Genomic DNA, 24,042 nt, shown 5'->3' with positions numbered 1-24,042 from the left:
CCATTATCAGGGCTGAGAATATGAAGCTCACCACAAAAGGCCGCTATGCCGTTACAGCTATGCTGGATCTGGCTCTGCATGGCAGTGAGGGGCCGGTGAGCCTGGCGGATATCTCCGCTCGTCAGGAAATCTCCCTCTCCTATCTCGAACAGCTTTTCTCTCGCCTGCGTCGCCAGAATCTGGTGGCCAGTGTCCGAGGCCCAGGTGGTGGATATCAGCTCAGCCGAACAGCAGATGAAGTCTATATTGCTGAGGTGGTTGATGCCGTCAGTGAGTCCCTGGACACTACCCGCTGTGGTAATAAGGGCGACTGTCAGAATGGTGAAAAATGTCTGACTCACCATCTTTGGTCTGATTTGTCCGATCAGATTCACCAGTTCCTGAGTGACATCAGTCTCGGCGATTTGATGCGTAAGCGTGAAATCCAGCTGGTTGCTGATCGCCAGAATCGTAAGCAATCAGATGCTGATGCGATAAATACCCGTCAATTGACAGACCAGGCTTCGGCCTGATAACAGCATACACTCTCAAATTATGAAAAAGCCTGTATATCTGGATTATGCGGCCACAACGCCGGTTGATCCCGTTGTTGCTGAAGAAATGGCAAAACACCTGACGCTTGATGGTGTTTTTGGCAACCCAGCCTCACGGTCCCATGGTTATGGGTGGCAGGCTGAGGCTGCGGTGGAAAATGCGCGTCGGCAGGTGGCCGAACTGATTCATGCTGACCCACGAGAAATCGTTTGGACGTCCGGTGCGACGGAGTCTGACAATCTTGCAATTAAAGGTGTGATTGATATCGCTTCCAGGCCGCATATAGTCACTTCGCTGATTGAACACAAGGCTGTGATTGATACGTGCAAATGGCTGGAGCGCCAAGGTGTCGAGGTGACGTGGCTGACTCCGCAAGAAGATGGGCGAATATCTCTTGATTCTGTCATTAATGCGCTAAAAGACAATACGGTTCTCGTTAGTTTGATGCTGGTAAATAACGAGCTTGGTTGTATCACGGATGTTGGAGCTATCGGAGCTGTCTTGCGAGCGCGGGGCGTATTGTTTCACGTTGACGCAGCCCAGGCTGCGGGCAAGCTGCCTCTTGATGTTGTCAGTCTTAATGTAGACCTGTTGTCGCTGTCGGCTCACAAGCTATACGGGCCGAAGGGTATTGGCGCTTTGTATGTGCGGCGGTCACCGGATGTTCGGGTCGAGGCGCAGATGCATGGTGGTGGGCATGAGCGAAATATGCGTTCAGGGACCTTGGCTACGCACCAGATAGTTGGTATGGGCAAGGCTTTCGAGTTGGCTGGCCAGAGTCTTGGTGAAGAGGTGGCTCGTCTGGAAGAGCTGAGGCAGCGGTTTTTGTCTGGCCTTCAGGCGTTAGATAGGGTGCACTTTAATGGCAGTACTGAGCACCGTGTGCCTGGCATTATTAACCTTTCCTTTGAGGGTGTAGATGCAGAGTCTCTCATGCTGGGTTTACGAAATATTGCGGTGTCGTCGGGTTCTGCTTGTGCGTCAGCTTCAGTGGAGTCGTCTTTTGTGGTACGCGGAATAGGTCGCAGCGATGAGCTTGCGCATCGGGCTCTGAGATTTTCGTTCGGCCGTTTCACTACCGACGAGGAAATTGAGTTCGCCAGCGCTCAAATAGTTGATGTTGTTACGCGACTTCGCTCGGTGCGGTAGGCAGTAGGCCCTTGACTGCGTATAATCTAATCCCTGATTTTAACCCTAACCAGACTGGAGAATTAGCATGGCAAATGAGCGCACGCTCTCAATCATCAAGCCTGACGCGGTAGCCAAAAACGTGATTGGCGAAATCTACAGCCGTTTCGAAAAAGCTGGCCTGCAAATCGTTGCATCCAAAATGATGCACCTGACCCAGGAACAAGCTGAAGGCTTCTATGCTGAGCATAAAGAGCGTCCTTTCTTCAACGACCTGGTTGCATTTATGACTTCCGGCCCTGTTGTTGTTCAGGTTCTGGAAGGTGAAGGCGCTATCCTGAAGAATCGTGACCTGATGGGTGCTACCAACCCGAAAGAAGCTGCTGCCGGTACTATCCGTGCTGATTTCGCTTCATCTATCGATGCCAACGCCGTTCACGGCTCCGACTCTGCTGCTTCTGCAGAGCGCGAAGTGGCTTACTTCTTCAATGACAACGAAATCTGCCCACGCGGCTAATGTTGTCTGTTCAGGGGTGGCAGGTGCTACCCCTGAATTGGTTATCTGATCGAGGTTATGCCATGACTGCCCCTGCTGAAAAAACCAACCTTCTTGGAATGCCTAAAGATAAACTTGAGGCCTTCTTTGAAACTTTGGGAGAAAAGCGTTTTCGTGCTCAGCAGATGTTGCAGTGGATTCATCAGCGTGGTGTTGATGACTTCGATCAAATGACCAATATGAGCGTAGCTCTTCGGGAGCGGCTGAAAGACATAGCCGAAGTGCGTGGTCCTGAGGTGGTGTATGACGAAACCTCGAAAGACGGAACACGTAAATGGGTTATGAAAATGGACAACGGAAATAACGTTGAAACCGTTCTGATCCCTGATGGTGAACGCGGTACCCTCTGTGTTTCCTCTCAGATCGGCTGTAGCCTTGACTGCACGTTCTGTTCAACTGGAAAGCGTGGTTTTAATCGTAATCTGACGGCTGCTGAAATTATCGGTCAGGTATGGGTCGCCCGTAAGGCTTTCATGCCGTTTGAGCCCAGTAGCCGACCCATTACCAATGTTGTGATGATGGGCATGGGGGAGCCGTTACTTAATTTTGAGAACGTAGTGGATGCCATGAACCTGATGATGGAAGATCTCGCATACGGGATCTCTAAACGTCGGGTTACGGTGAGTACGTCGGGTGTTGTCCCGGCCATTGACCGGTTGGGTGAGGTTACCGATGTTTCACTGGCTATATCGCTCCATGCACCTAATGATGAATTGCGTAACCAATTGGTGCCATTGAACAAAAAGTATCCGATTGCAGAGCTGCTTGCTGCAACCAGGCGCTATCTCGCCCGGTTGCCTGATAAGCGAAAGGCGACAATCGAATACACCGTTATTGAAGGCGTGAATGATCATCTTGATCATGCAAAAGAGCTGGCTGTTATATTGAAGGGATTGCCGTGCAAGGTTAATCTGATTCCGTTTAATCCGTTCCCGGAAAGTGACTTCAAGCGCCCTAGCATGAATGCTACGCGCCGCTTCCAGACGGTTATGAACGAGGCTGGCTACGTTACGACAATCAGAACAACCCGTGGTGACGATATCGATGCGGCCTGTGGTCAGTTGGTAGGGCAAGTAGAAGATCGTACTCGAAGAAGTCAGCGTTATATTGCTGTGCAGCAGGTTAATCCCTGATCAAAAATGCAGATAAAGCCGTAATAGAAGGTGTTTGTAGATGGTAAAAAACACGACTGTAAAACTGGCTGCCTTGTTTCTGGTGCTTTTCGGATTGCTGGTTTCTGGTTGCGTAACCACAACAGACAGTCGTTTCAATCGTGAAGCTGATCGAGATAAAGCTTTAGATAGCTATGTTCAGTTGGCATCCCGCTATATCGGGCAGGGTAACCTGCGTAGGGCGCGGCACCATCTCAACCGTGCTTTTGAATTAGACGGAAATTATGCCCCGGCCCATGCTGCAATGGGTCTTGTGTATAGTTCTGAAGGCGAAGACGCTCTTGCAGAGCAAAGTTTCAAAAACTCGGTTGAATCTGATAGCAGTTACACTCGCGGCCGGGTTTATTATGGTGCATTTCTCTATAGCCAGGGCAGATTTGAAGAAGCTCGGCGGCAGTTCGAGGTAGCTTCTGAAAACACAGGTTATAAAGACCGTGGCGGTGTATTTTATAACCTGGGAATGACCGAAGAACAGTTAGGAAACCGAGAGGGAGCGGAGCAGGCCTATCGCCGGGCGGTAGATCTGACTCGGGGTGAGGCCCGTGCGGTACTTTCTTTGTCACGCGTGTTGGTTGAAAAGGGGGATTACATGGCCGCCTCCCGTTATTATTCCCGCCTTCAGACGATGATTCAGAAAAATCCGCGACTGGCTCATTCGCCCGAGAGTCTTTACACAGGTATTCGTATAGCGAGACATTTTGAGGATAGAGACCAGGAAGCGAGTTTGGCACTTTTATTGAGAAACGAGTTTCCTGACTCTGTGGAATACCAACAATATAAGGCACTGATTTCTAATGGGCAGTGAACAGCAGGAAATTTCCGTGCCAGCAGACCCTGTTGGGCAGCAGTTACAGCGAGCCAGAGAAGCCAAAGGCTGGTCTGTGTCTGCTATTACGGAGCAGCAGCACCTGCGGTGTTCTGTCGTTCAGGCCATTGAATCTGGCGACTACAGCAAGATTGATACCGAGCTGTTTCTTAAAGGCTACGTGAGAGCCTATGCTCGTCAGGTTGGCCTTGATGCTGATGCGGTGATCCGGGATCTCGACGCAGAGTTAGCCCCGATGCGTAAGCAGCGCGAAGATGAGCTGCAAACCCATCCACTGGTAGATATTGAACGCAGACGGCGAAGAAAGCGTCGGCTGGTTAAGTCCTTTTTAGTGGTGTTGCTACTTGCACTGTTGGGGTATTTGGCATTTCATTACCTGACCCCGGGCCGAGTAGGAATTTTTGATGGTACAGGCTCTGATGCTCCTGAGTTATCAGTTGGTGAGCAACATCCAGATACGAATGAAGCTCTGTCAGAGCCTCTTGCAGGCAGCCCTTCTGACGATGCCCCGATGGAATCTTTGCAGGCCCTTTCTGTAACACCATCCCCAGAATTATTGGAAGAGCCTGAAGCTTTATCAATCACGGATATCCCTGTGGATCAGGGCGCGGCGCTGCAGACTGAGGAAGAGCCGAATGTAGAGGCTCCGCAGCAGGCTGCTGAGGAGATTGAGCCGGCCTCCGCCGGGTCCGATACCGTGTTTCCGGTGGGACGCCTGGAAATGACCTTCAGCGATGACTGTTGGATTCAGGTAACTGATGCTAATGGTCAGCGTTTGGCCAGTGAGCTTCGCCGACGGGGTGATACTCTGGATGTGAGCGGTCCCCCTCCTTTGAAAGTGGTTGTTGGAGCAATGAATGCAGTTGAAGTTATTCGGTTTCAGGGCGAACGCCTTGAGATGGATGATTTTCGTGTAGTGAATAACAGATCAGAGTTCACACTCGAACCCTGAACCTAACGCCCGGACATATTGTTGGTTCCAGTCAATGAAACAAGATTCCCCAATCAAAAGACGTAAATCCCGGCAGATCATGGTTGGCGATGTGCCGGTAGGTGGTGATGCACCTATTGCCGTTCAGAGCATGACCAATACAAACACCTGTGATGTTGCTGCAACCGTTGCGCAGATTAAAGCCATTCAAGACGCCGGAGCCGATATTGTGCGGGTGTCCGTGCCGTCTATTGAGGCCGCAGAGGCTTTTGGTCAGATTCGCAAGCAGGTCTCTGTACCCTTGGTAGCCGATATTCATTTTGATCATAAAATTGCGTTGCGTGTGGCGGAACTGGGCGTTGATTGCTTGCGGATTAACCCCGGTAATATTGGCCGAGATGATCGGGTAAGCGCCGTTATCAGCGCTGCGAAAGATGGCAATATTCCCATTCGCATTGGGGTGAATGCTGGTTCGTTAGAGAAGGCTCTTCAGCGTAAATACGGGGAGCCGACACCTGAAGCGCTTGTAGAGTCTGCTATGCGCCATATCGATATTCTCGATAAGCATGATTTCCAGAATTTCAAGGTAAGTCTTAAGGCCTCTGAGGTCTTTATGACCGTAGCGGCGTACCGATTAATCGCAGCACAGATCGAACAGCCTCTTCATTTGGGAATTACAGAAGCGGGCGGCTTTCGGTCAGGTACGGTTAAGTCGTCCATTGGTTTAGGCATGTTGTTGATGGATGGTATTGGCGACACAATTCGGGTATCGCTTGCAGCTGATCCTGTTCAGGAAATAAAAGTAGGCTTCGATATTCTTAAAAGTCTTCGGTTGCGTAGTCGTGGCATAAACTTTATAGCTTGCCCAAGTTGCTCAAGGCAGAATTTTGATGTTATCCAGACAATGAATGATCTGGAGGTGCGTCTGGAAGATGTCAACACACCGTTGGATGTTGCCATTATCGGCTGCATTGTAAACGGGCCAGGCGAAGCACGCGAGGCCGACATCGGCTTGACCGGAGGCTCACCCAAGAACTTGTTCTATCTCAGTGGAAAGCCGAATCAAAAACTGGACAACGCCACACTGACCGATGACTTAGAACGTCTGATTCGTGAAGAGGTCTCGCGGCGGCAGGATCAGGAAGCATTAGTAATCGCAAAGTCGGCAGACTGATCTACTTATACTATTTCAAAAAGCTATCAGGGTTTTACTTTGGCTAAAATTCAGGCAATTCGGGGGATGAACGATATTCTCCCGGACCAGACACCTGTCTGGCAGTACGTTGAAACAACCGTTCGAAAAGTTCTTGCACAGTATGGCTACCAGGAAATTCGGATGCCCATTGTGGAGCAAACAGAGCTGTTCAAGCGCTCCATCGGTGAAGTGACCGATATTGTCGAAAAAGAAATGTATACATTCGACGACCGCAACGGAGATAGCCTGACTCTGCGTCCGGAAGGAACTGCCGGTTGTGTACGCGCTGCGGAGGAGCATGGCCTGCTGTTCAATCAGACCCGTCGTCTCTGGTATACCGGCCCGATGTTTCGTCATGAGCGTCCGCAAAAGGGCCGTTACCGTCAGTTTCACCAGATCGGGGTTGAATGTTTTGGTATGGCCGGCCCGGATATTGATGCGGAGTTGTTGATGCTGACTTCGCGGTTGTGGGCGGAGTTAGGTCTTTCAGGTCATGCTCGTCTTGAAATTAACTCTATCGGCACCAGCGAGTCTCGCAAGGTCTATCGCGAAGCGCTGGTCAGTTATCTTGAGCAGTACCGGGATCAGCTGGATGAGGATAGCAAGCGCAGGCTGACGACAAACCCGCTTCGTATTCTGGACAGCAAGGTTCAGCAGACCCGCAGTATTTTGGAGCATGCTCCCAGTCTTAGTGATTACCTGGATGAAGAGTCCAGATGCCACTTTGAACAGCTCAAGGCTTTGCTTGATTCCGCAGGTGTAGCTTACACAGTGAATCCGGCCCTGGTTCGTGGCTTGGATTATTATGGCAAAACAGTGTTTGAATGGGTCACTGAAAGCCTTGGCGCCCAAGGCACTATTTGTGCTGGTGGTCGATATGATGGTCTGGTTGAACAGTTGGGTGGCAAACCAACTTTAGCTGTTGGATTTGCAATGGGCCTTGAGCGTTTGATTCTGCTATTGGAAACATTGAACCTTATTCCTGACGAAGTGAATAACCGTGCAGATATATACGTTACTGCTATGGGGGATAAGAGTATCTCTACGGCGATGTCTATTGCGAATACACTTCGTAATGATCTGCCCGGCAGAGTAGTTATCACCCATTGTGGCGGCGGTAGTTTTAAAAGCCAGATGAAGAAAGCGGATCGCAGCGGCGCCCGCTATGCGGTTATCTTGGGCGAAAATGAAATAGAACATGGCACGGCTGGCTTAAAGCCACTGCGGGATGATCAGCCTCAGCAGGAAGTGGCGCAAGCAGATCTTGCCAGAATTCTGGCAGAGCATGTTTGATTTAAATAACCGCTAACGGGCGACAATAAATAATTAACAGGAGTTTTCATGGCTGAGTTGCGCACCGAAGAAGAACAGGTCCAGGCTATCAAGGACTGGTGGAAGAAAAACGGTAGCTCGTTATTAATTGGTATCGGCGCTGCTTTGGCGATTGTTTTTGGCTGGCAGGCATGGCAAAACCATCAGGCTCAGGAGCGCGCAGAAGCTGCAAACCAGTTTGCGACTTTGTTGAGTGCCTTCTCTAGCGGTGGTGAGGGTAGTAATGACACCATTGAGTTTGTGGCAGAGTCTTTGCGCAATGAGCACGGAAGCAGTGCGTATGCTATTTATGGGAACCTGGTTTTAGCGCGTCAGCAGATGATGGTGCAGAAGGATCCGGAGGCAGCTATCGAATCGTTGCAGTGGTCTCTGGAGCAAGCCTCAGACTACAACGCGCTATCACTGGTTATTCGCAACCGCTTGGCGATAGCTCAGTTCGCGGCCGGCCAGCATGAAGCTGCTTTGGCGACTTTGGATGGTGCTGGCGATGCAAAGGCATTCGACGCGGTTTTTTCTGAACTGAGAGGCGACATTCTTATGGCGATGGGCGATACCGATGGAGCGCGGGAAGCTTATCTTGCTGCCAGAGAGCAGGGGCAAGCAAGCGGTGGAGACCTGCTTGAGCTCAAACTGTCAGATCTCGGCGTCGGGGAGGGTGCTTGATGCCTTTTGGGCGTAACAAGCCATTCAGATTAATCTCGGCGTTGTCTGTCTTGCTGTTGGTGCTGACAGGTTGCAGTGCTACGGATACTTACGAACAGCCCGTGCCAGTGCCTGAAATTGAAGCAACTGTTGAGTTTGATCGTGTCTGGAGTATGTCTGTCGGTAACGGGCATGATAACGAATTCTTGCAGCTTGCACCGCTTTACGCTGGCGATGTGATTTTCGCAGCTTCTGCTGACGGTGAGGTGGTTACCGTAGGCACAGAAAATGGTGAAGTTGTATGGTCGACGGAACTGGATGACCGGATATTCGCTGGCCCTGGGGCTGATTCCCGTCACCTGTACGTCGTCACTCGCGATGCTGAGTTGATTGCACTGTCGGCTGAAGATGGAAGCGAAGTCTGGCGTGTGCCTTTGCCTACAGAGGTACTTGCAGCTCCACAGTCTAATGGTTCACTTGTTGTGGTTCAGACCACCGATGGCCGGGTCATTGGTTTTAGTACTGATAAGGGCGACCGGGTGTGGCAGTATGAAGCTCAGGTTCCAGTGCTGACGATGCGTACCGCTGCGGCCCCACTGGTTGGCGCAGACATTGTTATTGCTTCGTTTTCTAATGGGCGTGTCATTGCGCTTACGGCCGAAAATGGACAACCTGTATGGCAATATGAAGTAGGGCAGGCGCAAGGTCGTACCGAGCTGGAACGGCTGGTTGATATTGGTGGTCAACCGCTGGTCCTGGATTCTGCCATTATGGTCGTTGGCTACCAGGGAAAGCTGGCTCTGGTTGATATCCGTTCCGGGCAGGAAATCTGGAGTCGCACGGCCTCAAGTTTCTATTCACCGGCAATCGGAAACGGCAATATTTTCCTGGCTTCTGCCAATGGCGATGTCGTTGCACTACGTGGCACTGATCGGCGCGAGCTATGGGTTCAGAGTGATTTGGCCTGGAGGCAGATTACACGGCCTGCGGTGTCTGGTAACTACTTGGTTGTGGGTGACTTTGAAGGTTATCTGCACGTGTTGTCGATGAAAGATGGCCACCTGGTGGGCCAGTTCAAATTTGACAGTGACGGTATCCGCGTACCTGTACAGGTGCTGACTAATGGTAACCTGTTGGTTTATGGTAACGGTGGCAAAATGTCTGTTCTGAAACTCGAGCAGAAAGACTGACCACTGACTGAATTTACCCGGCTCAGGCCGGGTTTTTGTTTCTTTGTATAGCAGATAATTATGACCCCAGTTATTGCCCTTGTAGGACGCCCGAATGTGGGCAAGTCCACGTTGTTTAATCAGATGACCCGGTCTCGGGATGCTTTGGTCGCGGATTTTCCGGGATTAACCCGTGATAGAAAATACGGGGAAGGATTCTACGAGGAGCGTAAGTTCATCGTAATTGATACCGGTGGCTTGACCGGCCAAGAGGCCGGGCTGGATTCCGAGATGGCTCGTCAGTCTTTACAGGCCGTTGAAGAAGCAGACATCGTATTGTTTCTGGTGGATGGTCGTGCCGGCCTGACCGTGGGCGATGAGGTCATTGCGGATCATTTGCGTCGTTCCGATAAGCCGGCCCATTTGGTTGTTAATAAAACGGATGGGCAAGATCCAGACGTGGCTGCAGCTGACTTCTACAAGCTGGGCTTTCAGTCCGTCTTCATGATTGCAGCGGCCCACAACCGTGGTGTTCGTTCCATGCTTGAGCTATTGCTGCCCGAGCCTGAAGACGCCAGTGAGCAGGATCGGGCAGATCGCTACCCTGGCATTCGTATCGGCGTTGTTGGTCGGCCGAATGTGGGCAAGTCCACGTTGGTTAACCGTATGCTGGGGGAAGATCGTGTTGTTGTTTATGATATGCCAGGTACCACTCGGGATAGTATCTATATCCCCTATGAGCGGCATGGCCAGGAATATACGCTGATTGATACCGCGGGTGTCCGCCGAAGGAAGAACGTGCGTGAAGTGGTAGAGAAATTCTCTATTATTAAAACCCTTCAGGCTATTGATGACGCGCATGTGGTTATTCTTGTAATCGATGCGCGTGAGGGTCTGGTCGATCAGGATATGCATCTGATTGGCTTTGTTCTGGATGCTGGTCGGTCACTGGTCATTGCGATCAACAAATGGGACGGCATGGATTCGGAGGATCGGGCAAAGGTGAAAGAGCAGGTCGCTCGACGCCTGGACTTCCTTGATTATGCCGACAAATATTATATCTCTGCGTTACATGGCACCGGCGTTGGCTCTATGTACGAGTCGGTACAGGCCAGCTACGAATCTTCGATGGCCAAGTGGCCAACCAATCGCCTCACGGCCATTCTTGAGGATGCGGTTGCTCAGCATCAGCCGCCGATGGTACATGGTCGTAGAATCAAACTTCGTTACGCACACCAAGGGGGGTCTAATCCACCTATTGTTGTGGTTCATGGTAATCAGGTGGGTTCTTTGCCTGGCGCCTACAAACGCTATCTTGAGAATACTTTCCGTAAGGTGTTGAAAGTGGTGGGTTCACCTATACGCTTTGAGTTCCGTGGTGGAGAGAATCCTTTTGCCCATAAGGTTGACCGGCTTACGCCCAGGCAGAAGGTTAAAAAAGATAACGATATTAAGAAGGGGCGCACAGTCAAGAAAGTCCGGCAGAAGAGCACTAAGCGCTAATCAGCCGGAAGTCTGGCTGGCAGGGGTGACCTATGCCACCCCTGCGTCAGCTACTTGCTTAGCCTGTACGCATGTTAGCGCTATGGTAAAGACAATATCCTCTACCAGAGCACCTCTCGACAAATCGTTAACTGGTTTTCTCAGGCCTTGAAGCATCGGGCCAACGCTTACAACATTAGCACTTCGCTGCACGGCTTTATAAGTCGTATTCCCGGTATTCAAATCCGGGAATACAAAGACGGTGGCTTTCCCTGCTACCTTGCTATTTGGCGCCTTCGACTTACCAACGCTCTCTATAACGGCTGCATCGTATTGTAGAGGCCCATCTATTAGCAGATCTGGGCGACGTTCTCGGGCAATACGTGTTGCTTCTCGTACCTTTTCTACATCATGCCCGGTACCTGATTCACCGGTGCTGTAGCTGATCATTGCAACTACGGGCTCAATACCAAATGCTTCAGCTGACTCTGCACTTTGTATTGCAATATCCGCCAACTCTTCAGCGTTAGGGTCAGGGTTTATGGCGCAGTCGCCGTAAACCAGAACTTGTTGTGGCAATAGCATGAAGAATACGGATGATACGACTTTGGCCTTGTCATGCGTTTTAATTAACTGAAGGGCTGGACGAACAGTGTTAGCTGTTGTGTGGATAGCTCCGGATACGAGCCCGTCGGCCTCGTCCATGGCAACCATCATGGTGCCAAGTACGACGTTGTCTTCCAGCAGTGCTTCAGCCTGATCGCTGGTTAATCCTTTGTGCTTCCTAAGCTCCACCATGGGTTCAATATATCGCTGGCGAACACTGCTCTGAGGGTTGATGATCTCCATGTCGTCGGGTATGTGAACCCCTAGAGATACAGCGACTGATTGAATTTCCTGCGGGTCGCCGATCAACGCACAACGGGCAAGTTTGCGCTTGTGGCAAATGATAGCTGCCTGTACGGTCCGTGGCTCGCTGCCTTCAGGCAAGACAATGCGTTTGTTAGCCGCTCTTGAGCGTTCTGAAAGCTGGTAACGGAAGGCGGGTGGAGACAGGCGGGTCTGGCGTTGCACCTTCAGATGCTCTTCCAGCCACTTTGTGTCAATTTTTTTTGCAACGGATTCCATCGCCTGTTCAACCCGTTTAGGATCATCAATCGGGATAGAAGATGAAAGGCATGCCAGCCTGTGAGCCGATTCAAAAGTGTTGTTTTGTGAACTCAGAATAGGGAGCCCGGTATCCAGAGCGCGACGACAAAGCTCAATCACATTGTCATCAGGCATCAGCCCGCCAGTTAGCATCAGGCCCGCAAGAGGGACGCCGTTGAGGGCCGCCACGGCAGTCGTGACGACAATATCTTCCCGGTCACCAGGTGTTACGAGTAGCGTTCCTGGCTTCAATATATCGGTCATATTCCGGATCGTGCGGGCGCATACGGAGACCTTTTGCACTCGCCGCTGATACATTTCACCTTCATGCAGGACATTGATACCAAGCTCGCGGGCTACATCTGAAACCCGGGGTGCAAGTAGCTTGGGGTTCCAGGGAATTTGACCCAGCAAGTGGAAGCGACCAGAAGAAAATACTTTACACGCAGGCTGAAAGTCCGTGTTTTGAATCTCTTTAGGAGGTTCGAACGCCAGCGCCATTCCCGTTTTTTTCGGTTCTCCAATTTTATTGAGAATAACTGCAATAACGTCCAGGCCTGGAGATGTTGTGAACAAACGGGCAGAGAACTCCAGTTCTTCGTCTAATTCTTCTGGCGTACAGCCTTTGGGTGTGCTGACTAAGATAACCTCAGAACCGAGGTTACGGGCAACCTCCACGTTTAATCGGGCAATATAGGCTTCGCCGCTATCTGGCACCAAACCTTCAATGATGACAACGTCAACGTTACTGGCTACTTTTTGGTATTCGCCAATAACGTTTTCCAGTAGCAGGTCGCCCTTGCCATGATTAAGCAGTTGCTGGGCCTGTTTGAGTGGAATAGGGTCTGGTAACTCCTGATCACTGTGAGCTCGTACAAAAGCTACGGAGGAGTCTTTTCCACCATTGTGAATAGCTTCTCCTTGGTGAACAGATTGTGTGAACGGTTTAAAAAAACCGACGCTGACACCTTCACGCTCAAGTGCTCTAAACAGGCCAAGACATACGGACGTCAGGCCTGAGTTCATCGATGTCGGAGCGATAAAAAGACTTTTTGCCATGGTGTTTCCAGTTCGGGTCTTAAAGGTTTAGGCGGAGGCCAGCCGGCCTGCTTCGCGAGCAATAACCAGTTCTTCGTTGGTTGGTATGGTGAGTACTGGGAAGCGTGAATCGGCACTGTTCACTCTGCCATCGCTCAGCCTACCGTGATGTTGGTTAAGTTCGGGGTCAATTTCGAGTCCCATTAAGTGCAGGTGCTTAATGGTTTCACTTCGAATTTGGGGACTGTTTTCTCCAATTCCTCCGGTGAAAACAATAGCATCCAAATGAGTGAGAGAAGCTGTCATCGCGGCAATATAACGGGCCAGCCTGAAGCAGAAAACATCAACTGCCAGGCGGGAAGGGGCGTGGCCGTGCTCCGCTAATTCACAAATTGTACGCATATCGTTTGTTTGCCCGGACAGGCCCAGCAGGCCGCTCTCGTTGTTCAACATGGTATGTACTTCGTCTGCGCTGACCCCCTTTCCTGCCAGGTAGTCAAACAGCCCCGGATCTACGTCGCCGCTTCTCGTGCCCATAACCAGCCCCTCGAGTGGGGTAAGCCCCATGCTGGTGTCGACGCTTAAACCGTTTTTGATGGCTGTAATACTGCAGCCGTTACCTAAATGGGCTGAGATTATGGAGGTAGTCGCAGGGGTTTTACCAAGCAGGCGAGCTGCTTCCTGAGCCATGAAGTAGTGGCTGGTTCCGTGAAAACCGTAACGTCGGATACCCCAGTTTTTATAACAACGCTCTGGCAGAGCGTAGCGATAAGCTCTTTCTGGAAGAGTTTGATGGAATGCCGTGTCAAAGACAGCTATTTGAGGAACCGCCGGAAACAGTGCACGCATGGCTTTTATGCCGGCAAGGTTGACGGGGTTGTGAAGTGGAGCCAAGCCAGCACAGTCTTGAATTGCAGAGATTGTTTCCGGGTTTATCAATGCGGCTTCACGAAACGTTTCGCCACCGTGAACAACACGGTGACCAATGGCGATAGGCTGGCCGCTAAATGATTTCCGCTTAGCGAAGGCTTGAATGAGCTTGTGCAGGGCCTTCTTGTGACTGGCGCCGGAAGGAAGCTGAATGGGCTCTTGGTCTCCGGATATATGTGCAACTGCATCTGGTCTGTTGAGTTTTTCAGCCAATGCTGAGACCGTTTTTTGGAGGTGCCTGTCAAACAGTGCGAGTTTCAGGGAAGAACTGCCGCAGTTTACGACCAGTATAGATTCGTCCATGGGTAATGCCGTGTTGATTCCTAGCCGTTGGCTCGATCATCGGTTTCAAGCCAGTGAATGAAGTCCTGCTCAGGCAGGGGGCGACTGTAGAAGTAGCCTTGTGAGAAATCACAGTTTTCAGCTGTCAGAAAATGACATTGTGCTTCCTCTTCGACACCTTCGGCGATAACTCTCAGGCCCAAGCTGTGGGCCATATTGATAATGGCTCGGACCAGAGAAGCGTCATCTGTTTCGTTGACTACATCTTGAATAAAGGATTTATCAATTTTAAGGGTATCAAATGGGTAACTCTTCAGGTAGCTCAGCGCGGAATAGCCTGTTCCAAAGTCATCAACTGATAACCGTATACCAGCCTGATCTAGTTGCTTGAGAATATCAGCAGTTTCAATGGTGTTGTCCAGAATCAGTCTTTCTGTTATTTCAAGTTCCAGAAGTTCAGGTTTTAAGTTGCTGTCATTCAGCGCTTGCATAACCGCTGCGGTGAACCCTGGGTCACGGAATTGCCGCGGAGAAACATTCACTGCGATACCAATGTCGTAGCCAGCCAGGGCTTGCCAACAACACGCCGCTTTACAGGCCTCCTGAATAACCCACTCACCGATAGGAATAATCATGCCGGTTTCTTCTGCCAGCGGGATAAACCGGTCAGGCATGACCAGGCCAAGGGCTGGATTATTCCAGCGGAGCAAGGCTTCTGCGGCCATTAATTTACCGTTTTTAGTATCGACGATTGGCTGAAATACGAGCTGGAACTCCTTGAGATCCAATGCTTTTCGCATATGGGACTCCATATGCAGGCGTTCGTGAGACACCTCGGTCATTTCAGGGGTAAATCTGGCGTAGGAACTTTTACCTTTGTGCTTGGCTTCGTACATTGCCGCATCTGCATGCTGGAGCAGGGTACCGCTGTTATCTGCATCATCGGGGAAGGTTGCGATGCCTATACTGGTTGTGACGAAAACTTCCTGAGTATTCAGGGTGAACGGTGCGGAGAAGGTAAGGAGCACGCGTTCAGCTACCTGACAAGCATCCTCTGGATGTGTGAGGCCCGGTAGGATAACAAGAAACTCATCGCCCCCGAGTCGGGCGACAGTACTGGTTCCTCGCAAACAGCTGGAAATTCTTCGTGCCGCTTCAATCAGAAGTGTGTCGCCGGCGTCGTGGCCTAACGTATCGTTAATATGCTTGAAGTTATCGAGATCCAGGAACATAACGCCCACTTGAGCATTGTCCCGTCGTGCTTGAGCCAGGGCGAGTTTCAGTCGATCGAGTGCAAGCATTCTGTTGGGTAGACCGGTGAGTATGTCGTAGTTTGCTTGTCTCAGTAATTGTTGTTCGTACCGCTTACGGATACTGATGTCTTCTCCAAGAATGAGATATCCGGTAGTTTCGCCGTTATTATCTTTTATCGGAGTGATAACAAGCTGTTCCCAGTAACGCTCACCGTTGTAACGTGCGCTGTTTACCTCTCCTTGCCAGACGCCAACACGCTGAACCTGGAGGCGTATTGATTGCCAGAGTTTTTGAGCTTCCTTGCGATCCATGCTTTGGATGATGAGGCTGGATGGGTGTTTTCCCTTGATGTCATCCGGAATGTGGCCGGTAAGCTGGACAAACTTTTTGTTGGCATATTCGATGTGCCAGAATTTGTCGCAGATCAGGACGGAGGATGGGCTTTGGTCTATCGCCTTGGAAAATTTAAGAATTTCTGCTGCGTCATGTTCGCGACGGTCGACGTCTTCATTCAGTCGTTCTCGCATCTGGTTTATGGCGTCTGTAACCATCCCCAGTTCGTCTCTTTGATGGCCGGGGGGCGTGTGGCGATCTAAAAGCAGTGGCTGCGAAAGGTTTTCGAGTGAAAGATCTCGGGCATATTGAGCCATAGCGGCCAGGTGCCGGGTTACCAGGTGACGGAAGATTGAGAGAACCAGAATTGCTATCACGAATATCGTGAGAAATTGGGTGGCCAGGGTTACACCGATTTTTGTCCGGAGGTCGCTATAGATACGGTCGAGATTTGCCGTAATTGTCAACCGGCCAAGATTAAAAAGTTCTCCTTCCTCATATTGCAATGCAAAGCTATGACTGAGGGTAGGTGAGTTACGAGGTACCTCACCCATAACCAGTTCTGAGTCTGGTTCTATTCGTAAGCGGAGGTGTGAAATGTCCGGGAGGCTAAGAATTCCCTCCATTTGAGTTTGCAGCAGTTTTTGATCGAGTGCCCATAAGCTTCGAGCCAGGCTGGACGCGTATCCGGACTCAATCACAGACATTCTTTGTTCTATATCGTGGAGATCTTTTTTATAGTCTGAGTATATCTGAATACCTGAAGCTATTAAGGTCAAAGCGGAGCTAAAGACTAAAATCCAGGCGAGGAGCCTGAAAGACAGGGGAGAGGTGCTACGAAAGCGTTTCAGATGACTGGTGATATCTGACATGTTTCTGATTTGGCCACCGCATGAAGTACCGGACAGAACCGTTGAACAGTGAATATCCCTGCTATTGGCTTATCTGGGGTGTCTCTTAGAGTTGACTATAGCAGCAGTTTTTTTCAAATGCGCTGAAAATACAGGATAAATCGGGGAAAAGGAGGACTACTTCTCAGCGGGCACGTTTAGTCAAAAGGAGCGTTTGCTCTTGATACAGGTCAATACCGAGAGACTGGCGACCGCGTAACCTGAGCTTAATCAAGTTAAGTATCAGTTGGGGGTTCGCCATGTTTACGGACGTTGTTGTAATTGCAGGAATTTTAACCGTACTACTAATGATCGGATTTTTCGTTGGTGTTGGTATTTTTATAATGAAAGATCAAAAAAATCACGATGATAAGCCAGGAAGAGCGAAGCAAGGCGGCCATACTGGCTAGCCCGAGTTGTGAAAAAATGGCGTCCCCTAGGGGGTTCGAACCCCTGTTGCCGCCGTGAAAGGGCGGAGTCCTAGGCCACTAGACGAAGGGGACGCAACGTTTTCAACACTTGCCTCGTCGAGGTGGCGCGTATATTAAGTAAGGGTCGCGAGGCTGTCAACGATTTTTTGGAAAAAATATTCTACCGCTGAATTTGCCTACGCGGTTATCGAGTTGAAGGTAGCGAACTCGAATCTCTTCTACGTGCTGTCGCTTTTTGTTCTGCCCGCATTACCCTGCATATTGCATAAATGAGCACTTTCAGTGTTGGTGCCTGTTAATGCACCGACTTTGCCAGCTCTTCCTGAACGACATCTCTTATTGCATCACCCAGGTGTGGGTTCTGGCCGATGGGCTCAGCAAGGCGCATGGTTACACCGTGTTGTTTCTCGATCTTTTCGATCATGGCTGGCACGTCTTTGCGTAAATGCCTTCCTGCTGCTAAAAACAGTGGCACTACTGTGAACTGCTCGGTACCTTGTGCTTTAGCCTGGGCCACAATCGTTTCCAGCGACGGTTCTGCAAGCTCCATATAGGCAATGGCAGAATTTTCAATTGACTGGAGGGTTGGTTCAGCCAGCTTTTCAAAGGTTTCGCACCAACGTCTGTCGCTACTGCCATGGGCCAGTAAAATAATCTGATGTGGGTTGTTCATCTAATCTCCGGTGACGTCAGCTGAATGAAGGTTTCAATGTATCAGGGAGTTGGCTAATGTTCGATTGGAAAGAGCTTCTGGATTTCTGGTTTGGCACATTAGATGACATTGGTCTGCCTGACAGCGATCACCGGCGCCGGTGGTTTCGTTCTGAAAAACGATTCGATCAGGAGATAAGGCGCCGGTTTTTGTCGCTTGTACTGTTTGCCTCCGAGCAGGGGTTGGATAGTTGGCGGAATGAACCTGGCGGGGCTTTGGCCGAGATTATTCTTCTGGATCAGTTCACCCGGAATATCTTCAGGGGGACATCATTGGCATTCGAGCAGGACAAGTTAGCTCGGGATCTTTGTAAAAAGGCGATGGACAAAGGGTGGGATGTAGCTTTGCCAGCGGTTATGAGGGCCTTTATTTACATGCCATTGCAGCATTCAGAGGCGCTTGATGATCAGAATCTTTCCGTGGATTGTTATCGTCAGTTGGCGGCGACCGAAAGCGGGCTGCTTGCTGATTTTCTGGAGAGTTTTGTTCAGTCTGCGAAGGATCATCGGGAGGTGGTTCGTCGTTTTGGTCGTTTTCCTCATCGAAACAAGGTGCTGGGGCGAGCTTCTACGGCTGAGGAGTTGGACTATCTGAAGAGTGGTTCCCGTTTTGGCCAGTGAGGTAAGGGGCTGGCTATCTGGTGATCCATTCAGCGAGCGCGCATGTTGAGCATTGTTTGATTACACAAAAAAGTTTAATAAAACTGTTGACGACCGGCCGCTGATCAGTAGAATACGCAGCCGTTGAGAGGCAATGCCTCGCAGCTGAAAAGCGGGAATAGCTCAGTTGGTAGAGCACAACCTTGCCAAGGTTGGGGTCGCGAGTTCGAATCTCGTTTCCCGCTCCAGAATTTAGAAAAACCCGACCTTAGTGTCGGGTTTTTTGTTTTTGGAAGCCGCCATACTCCCTCCTTTAGTTTGTTGCCTCAGTTATACTCTGCATCCTCTTTTTTTAAACGGGCTTCTTCCGAGAGGTTTTTATGAAGGTGCTGTCGCTCTATTTGTATCCCGTTAAATCCCTCGCGGGTATTCAGGTGTCGTCGCTCGAGCTTGATGATTTTGGACCGAGGGGTGACCGCCGGTGGATGATTGTGGATGGTGGTGGACAGTTTGTGACCCAGCGGAAGATGCCGCATTTGGCCCTGATCAGGACTGAACTTGAGGGGGGGCATGTGAGGGTTCGCATTCCGGGTGAGGGCGTATTTGTGCTTCAGCCAACCCCTGAGCAGTTACAGGTGACAGTTTGGCGCGATCAGGTCTGTGCCAGTGCAGGGCAAGATCAGGCAAATGAAGCTTTGAGCCGTTTTTCAGGGGAGCGTTTGCAGTTTGTCTATATGCCGAATACAACCTACCGAAGAGTGGACCCGGAGCGAGTGGCTGATGTTCGTCGGGTAGGTTTTGCTGATGGATTTCCTTTTCTTCTTGTTAATCTGGCTTCTCTGGACGAATTGAACTCTCGATTGACCCAGCCGGTAGATATCCGGCGATTCCGCCCCAATATTGTAGTATCGGGCTCAGAGCCATGGGCTGAAGACCGCTGGCACTCATTGATGATCGGTGAGATCCGTTTTGACGTGGTTAAGCCTTGCTCGCGGTGCGTTCTGACAACCGTTGACCCGGATACCGGTGTGAAAGATGCTGACACCCAGCCGCTCAAAGCTCTTTCTTCGTACAGAAAAACTCCTGATGGGGTGATTTTTGGTCAAAATGCGATCCATGAGGGCACGGGCAAAATAGTCGTTGGAGACCGTGTTTTTATTTCTAAGCAGGAGTGTTGAGTACAGTGCCGTTATTAACTCTGGATAAGATATCGCTTTCCTTTGGTATGCATCCACTATTGGATGGGGCCTCGCTTATTATTGAGCCGGGAGAGCGGGTTTGCCTTCTGGGGCGAAATGGAGAAGGCAAGTCGACGCTGTTGAAGATTCTTAAAGGCGAGGTTACACCAGATGGCGGTGTCGTTCGGCTGGAAGAAGGTTCTGTGCTGTCTGTGCTCCCTCAGAGTCTGCCATCCGGCGATACGAGGACAGCATATGACGTAGTTGCCTCAGCGTTTCCGGAAACCGGGGCCTTGTTGATTGAGTTTCATCATCTGGCGCAGCAAGCGGATGAAGCAAGCCTGGAAAAGTTGATGGCTGTTCAGGAGCGTCTGGAGGCTCTCGATGGTTGGCGTCTGGATCAGAAAGTGACGACCATTCTGGCTCAGTATGGGGTAGATCCGGATCGAGCTCTCAATACGCTGTCCGGAGGTTGGCAGCGGCGAGTTTTGCTTGCCAAGGCTTTGGTGGCTGAGCCGGACATTCTGTTGCTGGACGAACCGACCAACCACCTGGATGTGCCCGCCATTGCCTGGCTTGAAGACGCGCTAACCCAGTTTCGCGGCGCCATGTTGTTTGTGAGCCACGACAGGGCATTTATACGGCGTATGGCAACGCGTGTGGTGGAGTTGGATCGCGGCCAGTTGGTGAGTTTTGCCGCATCATACGATAAGTACCTTGAACTGAAAGAAAAGGCGCTGGAAGAGGAGGAGCGACAAAATGCTCTGTTTGATAAGCGCCTGAAACAGGAAGAGGTGTGGATAAGGCAAGGTATCAAAGCGCGCCGAACCCGTAATATGGGAAGGGTTCGTTCGTTGAAAGCCATGCGGGAAGAACACAGACAGCGTCGCGTGCGTGGTGGTACTGCCAGTTTTGCCGTTGAAGAGGCCGCCAGATCCGGTAAGTTGGTGGCTGAAGCCAGTCACGTTGATTTTGCCTACGCCGGGCAGGATCCGATTATTCGTGATTTGGATCTGACAGTGCTCCGGGGCGATAAGATCGGCCTGGTTGGTGAGAACGGAACGGGTAAAACCACTCTGGTTCGGTTGCTTCTGGGGGAACTGGAGCCTACAAAAGGCAGTGTCAGGCTGGGGACGAATCTGGAGGTCGCTTATTTCGACCAGTTACGTGGTGAGCTGGATCTTGAGAAAAATGCCCTGGATAACCTCTCTGAGGGGCGTGAGTTCATTGATATAAACGGTCAGAGCAAGCATGTTTTAGGTTACCTGCAGGAGTTCTTGTTCACTCCGGCTCGGGCGCGTTCTCCTGTCAGTGTTTTTTCTGGTGGTGAACGTGCTCGGTTGCTGCTGGCCAAACTGTTCAGCAAGCCTGCCAATATCCTGGTGCTGGACGAGCCAACCAACGATCTGGATGTAGAAACGCTCGAATTGCTGGAAGAGCAATTGTCGGAGTTCAAAGGCACAGTTATCGTTATCAGTCATGACCGTGAGTTTCTGGATAATGTGGTTACTGACATTATCTTCCTTGATGGCACCGGCTCAGCGCGTGAGTTTGTTGGCGGTTACAGCGATTGGCGCAGGCAGGGCGGCAAATTTCCTGCTGAAACCTCAGGAAGCCGGCCAGACAAGCAGGATAAGCGTGATAAAACATCCACATCTTCAGAAAAGGCTGGTCCGAGTGCTAAGGCTGTGGAGCAATCGTCAAAACCGAAAGCCGGAAAGCTTAGCTACAAGCTAAAGCTTGAGTTGGAACAGCTGCCCGCTAAGATTGAGCAACTTGAAAGTCGAGTGGCGGAGTTGCAAGAGGCCATTGCAGCCTCGGATTTTTATTCGCTCCCGCCGGAAGAAGTAGCAGCTACTCTGGAAAAATTGTCGGAAACGGAAGCAAGCCTTGAGTCTGTTATAGAAAGATGGATGGAGTTGGAGGAGCAGGCGAATCAATGAACATCAACTACAGCTTTAAATTTCAGGATGGTCGAGTTATAGACTTTCGGGTCGCGACTGAATCGCCGAAAGTGTCATCGGCTGACCTGATGCCGGCATGGACGAGGCTGGAGCATTGCCAATGCACCAACTGCCCTCTGAAAAAAGGTGATGTGGAGTTTTGTCCTGCAGCCACTGAAATTCTGCCGGTGGTTGAAGTCTTTAAGGCAGAGGATGCCTATCAGAAAGTGGATGTGACGGTTACTGACAAGCGTCGCACTTACTTTAAGCAAACAACGCTGGAAGAGTCTTTGCGTTCGTTGCTGGGTCTTAAAATGGCGACCAGTGGTTGTCCGGTGCTTTCTGAACTGAAGCCGATGGCATTGGATCATCTGCCATTTGCAACGAATGATGAGTTTATTATGCGCAGCGTGGGCTACTATCTGTTGCAGCAGATGTTTGCTATGCGAAATCAGGAAGAGCCTGACTGGGCGTTGGCTGGCCTGGTGCAGCGTAATCAAAAGCTGCAGCTGGTGAATCAGGCGCTATGGCAGCGTATTCATGCGGTTTGCAAGGGGGATAGCAATCTTAAAGCGTTGTTGAATTTCTTTTCGATGGCATCCAGTGTCAGCGTATCACTGGAAAGCCAGCTCAGAAAATTACAGGCCCGGATGAAAGGGGAGAGTTAAAGCCCCTTTCATTCCGCAGCTATGTGCTTTTTGGCCGTTATTTAATCCGGATGGCCAGCACATCACATTCCGTGCCGTGCAGTACGCCATTTGCAGTTGAGCCCAGTAGCAATTGGAAGCCTTTCCGTCCATGGCTGCCGACAATAGTCAGATCTATCTGCTGCTCCTTTACAATCCGATGGATCTCGGATTCCGGGCGACCGATGGTAACCACCTGATCTTCTTTGCTGATACCGTATTGCTCTCCATACTTTCCGAGCTGCTCCCTGGCCGCTTTGTCTAGCTGGTCCTGAAGTTCGGAAAGATCCATCGGTATGTCGCCACCATAAGCATAGCCAACAGGCTCAATCACATGAACCAGAATGAGCTTGGCTCCATGAGCGTCGCAGACGGCTTTTGCTTTATCCAGAACCTGAGGCGCCTCTTCGGTCAGGTCAATGGCAACCAGCATTCGTTTGTAAGTCGGCATCGATTCACTCCTTTGTATATGAGGGGGTATGAATCAAGAATAGTACCGTTAGAAGGCTGATGGAAGGGTTGTCGTAGTTGGGCGGGAATATGCTGAATAAAACAGGCCAGGGCGAACGTGAGTCGTCGCCCCGGCCGGAGGCAGGGTTATGCGTCGGTAAGCATAAGTTCAATTGCGGTTGTAAGCCCCTTGATAATGCCCTTGGAGTAGCGGCCGATAATGAACGACACATTATTGTCGTTGTAGTTGATGTAGGAACCGCGGATAAAGTCCCATTTAGAGGCAACGTCACTCAATGTTGCCTTGAGCTCTCCTGACGGGGAAGTAGATCTGACGTTTTTCAGGTGCTCTTCAAATTGTTTTGCTTGTTCATCCAAGGGGATTTCCGACGCTGCACCCTGGAACGCCTGAGACACGGATGAATTGCTTCTTGCTGCGTAGCGCACCATCATTTGTGCCATGATGACCGATGCGGACCTTGCTGACTCAACTCTGTCGTCAGTTTTTACGCCACTGTTTTCCTGCGCAATTGCGTAAAGTTCTGATGCGCTAGAGTTTAAGTTCAGGGCGTGATCGGCCATGTCAGCCATCAGCCGAAGGTCGGGATAGCCTCGATCCCGAACTTCGTTGATGTTACTGCGCATAATGCTTTTAAATTGATCAAAGGTTTGGTTGAGGCCTTCAATCTGGTTGGCAGAAAGTACCCCGCTGGTACTGGCAATGACAGAGTTCATTGCATCGTTAGCGTTATTAATGGCAACAACAATTCGGTTGAGAGTTTCGGTATCACCCGATGTGCTGAAGTTGTAGAAAGCGTCAACCGCGAGGTAGTTGTTGATGCGAAAATCGTGCAGGTCAGCAAGGAACTCTGCACCAGATTCCTGAGCCTTGGCGCCAAAGGCAGTCAGAGAGAGGAAAATCAGCGCAGCCATAACGGACTGTATGCGCAGTCGGGTGTCTTTCATCGGATGAGTCTCCGTAATGCGGTTTTATTATTGTGGACTAAAGTCTTAAACGGACGTTAAAGTAACTCCGCTGGCTAATCAAGTAGTTTCCGGCTGTTACAGATAGTTCTTCATTTCTTTCTACAGGATTCCTGAAGAAAGAAATTGACAAACGCTCCATTTTTTTTCATCGTGTGCCCTCACGATTCAAACGACTGTATGAATTTTGGATCGGAAAGATCGGGCAGTGACCGA

Annotated in this window: 22 protein-coding genes and 2 tRNA genes; 17 read left to right on the top strand and 7 right to left on the bottom strand. The window is 50.5% G+C overall.

From position 1 onward, the window contains the following. Nucleotides 1-20 precede the first annotated feature (20 nt). The 11 genes from iscR (at nucleotide 21) to der (ending at nucleotide 10,988) form a co-directional block, all read left to right on the top strand. A complete protein-coding gene (iscR, locus tag ABYA77_RS00430) occupies nucleotides 21-512 on the top strand; it encodes a Fe-S cluster assembly transcriptional regulator IscR (RefSeq protein ID WP_372963956.1) in 492 nt (163 codons plus the stop codon). Nucleotides 513-534: 22 nt separating this feature from the next. Further along, nucleotides 535-1,683: an IscS subfamily cysteine desulfurase gene (locus ABYA77_RS00425; RefSeq protein WP_372963955.1), complete on the top strand. Its 1,149-nt coding sequence runs from the start codon at nucleotides 535-537 to the stop codon at nucleotides 1,681-1,683. Nucleotides 1,684-1,750: 67 nt separating this feature from the next. Then, a complete protein-coding gene (gene ndk, locus ABYA77_RS00420; protein ID WP_372963954.1) occupies nucleotides 1,751-2,179 on the top strand; it encodes a nucleoside-diphosphate kinase in 429 nt (142 codons plus the stop codon). A 62-nt stretch (nucleotides 2,180-2,241) separates the two neighbouring features. Then, nucleotides 2,242-3,351 (top strand): 23S rRNA (adenine(2503)-C(2))-methyltransferase RlmN, encoded by a 1,110-nt coding sequence (gene rlmN, locus ABYA77_RS00415; protein WP_372963953.1) that lies wholly within the window; start codon nucleotides 2,242-2,244, stop codon nucleotides 3,349-3,351. A gap of 40 nt (nucleotides 3,352-3,391) precedes the next feature. Continuing rightward, nucleotides 3,392-4,195 carry a type IV pilus biogenesis/stability protein PilW gene (gene pilW / locus ABYA77_RS00410; RefSeq protein WP_372963952.1) on the top strand — a complete coding sequence of 268 codons (804 nt, stop codon included), beginning with the start codon at nucleotides 3,392-3,394 and terminating at the stop codon, nucleotides 4,193-4,195. A 16-nt stretch (nucleotides 4,196-4,211) separates the two neighbouring features. Continuing rightward, nucleotides 4,212-5,168: a RodZ domain-containing protein gene (locus ABYA77_RS00405; RefSeq protein WP_372963951.1), complete on the top strand. Its 957-nt coding sequence runs from the start codon at nucleotides 4,212-4,214 to the stop codon at nucleotides 5,166-5,168. Nucleotides 5,169-5,202: 34 nt separating this feature from the next. After that, nucleotides 5,203-6,321, top strand: a complete 1,119-nt coding sequence (gene ispG / locus ABYA77_RS00400; protein ID WP_372963950.1) for a flavodoxin-dependent (E)-4-hydroxy-3-methylbut-2-enyl-diphosphate synthase — start codon at nucleotides 5,203-5,205, stop codon at nucleotides 6,319-6,321. 39 nt (nucleotides 6,322-6,360) lie between these two features. Next, nucleotides 6,361-7,635, top strand: a complete 1,275-nt coding sequence (gene hisS, locus ABYA77_RS00395; RefSeq protein WP_372963949.1) for a histidine--tRNA ligase — start codon at nucleotides 6,361-6,363, stop codon at nucleotides 7,633-7,635. A gap of 48 nt (nucleotides 7,636-7,683) precedes the next feature. After that, nucleotides 7,684-8,337 carry a YfgM family protein gene (locus ABYA77_RS00390; RefSeq protein WP_372963948.1) on the top strand — a complete coding sequence of 218 codons (654 nt, stop codon included), beginning with the start codon at nucleotides 7,684-7,686 and terminating at the stop codon, nucleotides 8,335-8,337. Continuing rightward, nucleotides 8,337-9,506 carry an outer membrane protein assembly factor BamB gene (gene bamB, locus ABYA77_RS00385; protein WP_372963947.1) on the top strand — a complete coding sequence of 390 codons (1,170 nt, stop codon included), beginning with the start codon at nucleotides 8,337-8,339 and terminating at the stop codon, nucleotides 9,504-9,506. Before ABYA77_RS00390 ends, bamB begins: the two co-directional genes overlap by 1 nt. A 60-nt stretch (nucleotides 9,507-9,566) precedes the next feature. Then, nucleotides 9,567-10,988: a ribosome biogenesis GTPase Der gene (gene der, locus ABYA77_RS00380; protein WP_372963946.1), complete on the top strand. Its 1,422-nt coding sequence runs from the start codon at nucleotides 9,567-9,569 to the stop codon at nucleotides 10,986-10,988. Nucleotides 10,989-11,018: 30 nt separating this feature from the next. Here the strand turns inward: der and pta are convergent, their stop codons facing one another. Genes pta through ABYA77_RS00365 form a run of 3 tightly spaced genes read right to left on the bottom strand, consistent with a single transcriptional unit; the run spans nucleotide 11,019 to nucleotide 16,825 of the window. Further along, nucleotides 11,019-13,175: a phosphate acetyltransferase gene (gene pta / locus ABYA77_RS00375; RefSeq protein WP_372963945.1), complete on the bottom strand. Its 2,157-nt coding sequence runs from the start codon at nucleotides 13,173-13,175 to the stop codon at nucleotides 11,019-11,021. Between the two features lie 27 nt (nucleotides 13,176-13,202). Next, nucleotides 13,203-14,387, bottom strand: coding sequence for an acetate/propionate family kinase (locus tag ABYA77_RS00370; RefSeq protein WP_372963944.1), 1,185 nt, complete (start codon nucleotides 14,385-14,387; stop codon nucleotides 13,203-13,205). A gap of 20 nt (nucleotides 14,388-14,407) precedes the next feature. Beyond that, nucleotides 14,408-16,825, bottom strand: a complete 2,418-nt coding sequence (locus ABYA77_RS00365) for an EAL domain-containing protein (RefSeq protein ID WP_372963943.1) — start codon at nucleotides 16,823-16,825, stop codon at nucleotides 14,408-14,410. A 278-nt stretch (nucleotides 16,826-17,103) separates the two neighbouring features. Between ABYA77_RS00365 and ccoM the strand changes: the two genes are divergently transcribed. Continuing rightward, nucleotides 17,104-17,253 carry a cytochrome c oxidase subunit CcoM gene (ccoM, locus tag ABYA77_RS00360; protein WP_372963942.1) on the top strand — a complete coding sequence of 50 codons (150 nt, stop codon included), beginning with the start codon at nucleotides 17,104-17,106 and terminating at the stop codon, nucleotides 17,251-17,253. Nucleotides 17,254-17,270: 17 nt separating this feature from the next. On the opposite strand, the gene ABYA77_RS00355 is transcribed toward ccoM, so the two are convergent. Together ABYA77_RS00355 and ABYA77_RS00350 are read right to left on the bottom strand one after the other, a co-directional pair. Continuing rightward, nucleotides 17,271-17,346: transfer RNA gene (locus ABYA77_RS00355), tRNA-Glu, on the bottom strand. A 223-nt stretch (nucleotides 17,347-17,569) separates the two neighbouring features. Further along, complete coding sequence (locus ABYA77_RS00350) at nucleotides 17,570-17,947, bottom strand: sirohydrochlorin chelatase (protein WP_372963941.1); 378 nt, start codon at nucleotides 17,945-17,947, stop codon at nucleotides 17,570-17,572. Between the two features lie 56 nt (nucleotides 17,948-18,003). Here ABYA77_RS00350 and ABYA77_RS00345 point away from each other — a divergent pair, with 56 nt between their 5' ends. From ABYA77_RS00345 to ABYA77_RS00325, 5 genes are all read left to right on the top strand, one after another. Continuing rightward, the gene (locus ABYA77_RS00345) at nucleotides 18,004-18,606 is read left to right on the top strand and encodes a DUF924 family protein (protein ID WP_372963940.1); all 603 of its coding nucleotides are present in this window, start codon (nucleotides 18,004-18,006) and stop codon (nucleotides 18,604-18,606) included. Between the two features lie 151 nt (nucleotides 18,607-18,757). After that, a tRNA-Gly gene (locus tag ABYA77_RS00340) sits at nucleotides 18,758-18,833 on the top strand. A gap of 132 nt (nucleotides 18,834-18,965) precedes the next feature. Continuing rightward, nucleotides 18,966-19,763, top strand: a complete 798-nt coding sequence (locus tag ABYA77_RS00335; protein WP_372963939.1) for an MOSC domain-containing protein — start codon at nucleotides 18,966-18,968, stop codon at nucleotides 19,761-19,763. A gap of 5 nt (nucleotides 19,764-19,768) precedes the next feature. Beyond that, the gene (locus ABYA77_RS00330) at nucleotides 19,769-21,706 is read left to right on the top strand and encodes an ATP-binding cassette domain-containing protein (protein WP_372963938.1); all 1,938 of its coding nucleotides are present in this window, start codon (nucleotides 19,769-19,771) and stop codon (nucleotides 21,704-21,706) included. After that, complete coding sequence (locus ABYA77_RS00325) at nucleotides 21,703-22,374, top strand: DUF6901 family protein (RefSeq protein ID WP_372963937.1); 672 nt, start codon at nucleotides 21,703-21,705, stop codon at nucleotides 22,372-22,374. Before ABYA77_RS00330 ends, ABYA77_RS00325 begins: the two co-directional genes overlap by 4 nt. Nucleotides 22,375-22,411: 37 nt before the next feature. Here ABYA77_RS00325 and ABYA77_RS00320 read toward each other — a convergent pair whose 3' ends face one another. Then, the gene (locus tag ABYA77_RS00320) at nucleotides 22,412-22,843 is read right to left on the bottom strand and encodes a universal stress protein (RefSeq protein ID WP_372963936.1); all 432 of its coding nucleotides are present in this window, start codon (nucleotides 22,841-22,843) and stop codon (nucleotides 22,412-22,414) included. Between the two features lie 146 nt (nucleotides 22,844-22,989). After that, nucleotides 22,990-23,808 (bottom strand): hypothetical protein, encoded by an 819-nt coding sequence (locus ABYA77_RS00315; RefSeq protein ID WP_372963935.1) that lies wholly within the window; start codon nucleotides 23,806-23,808, stop codon nucleotides 22,990-22,992. Between the last annotated feature and the right edge of the window lie 234 nt (nucleotides 23,809-24,042).

The sequence above is a fragment of the Marinobacter sp. genome (assembly GCF_041595835.1).
GTDB lineage: Bacteria > Pseudomonadota > Gammaproteobacteria > Pseudomonadales > Oleiphilaceae > Marinobacter.
The sequence above is the reverse complement of the archived record's forward strand: the minus strand, read 5'-3'. Positions and strand labels throughout refer to the sequence as shown.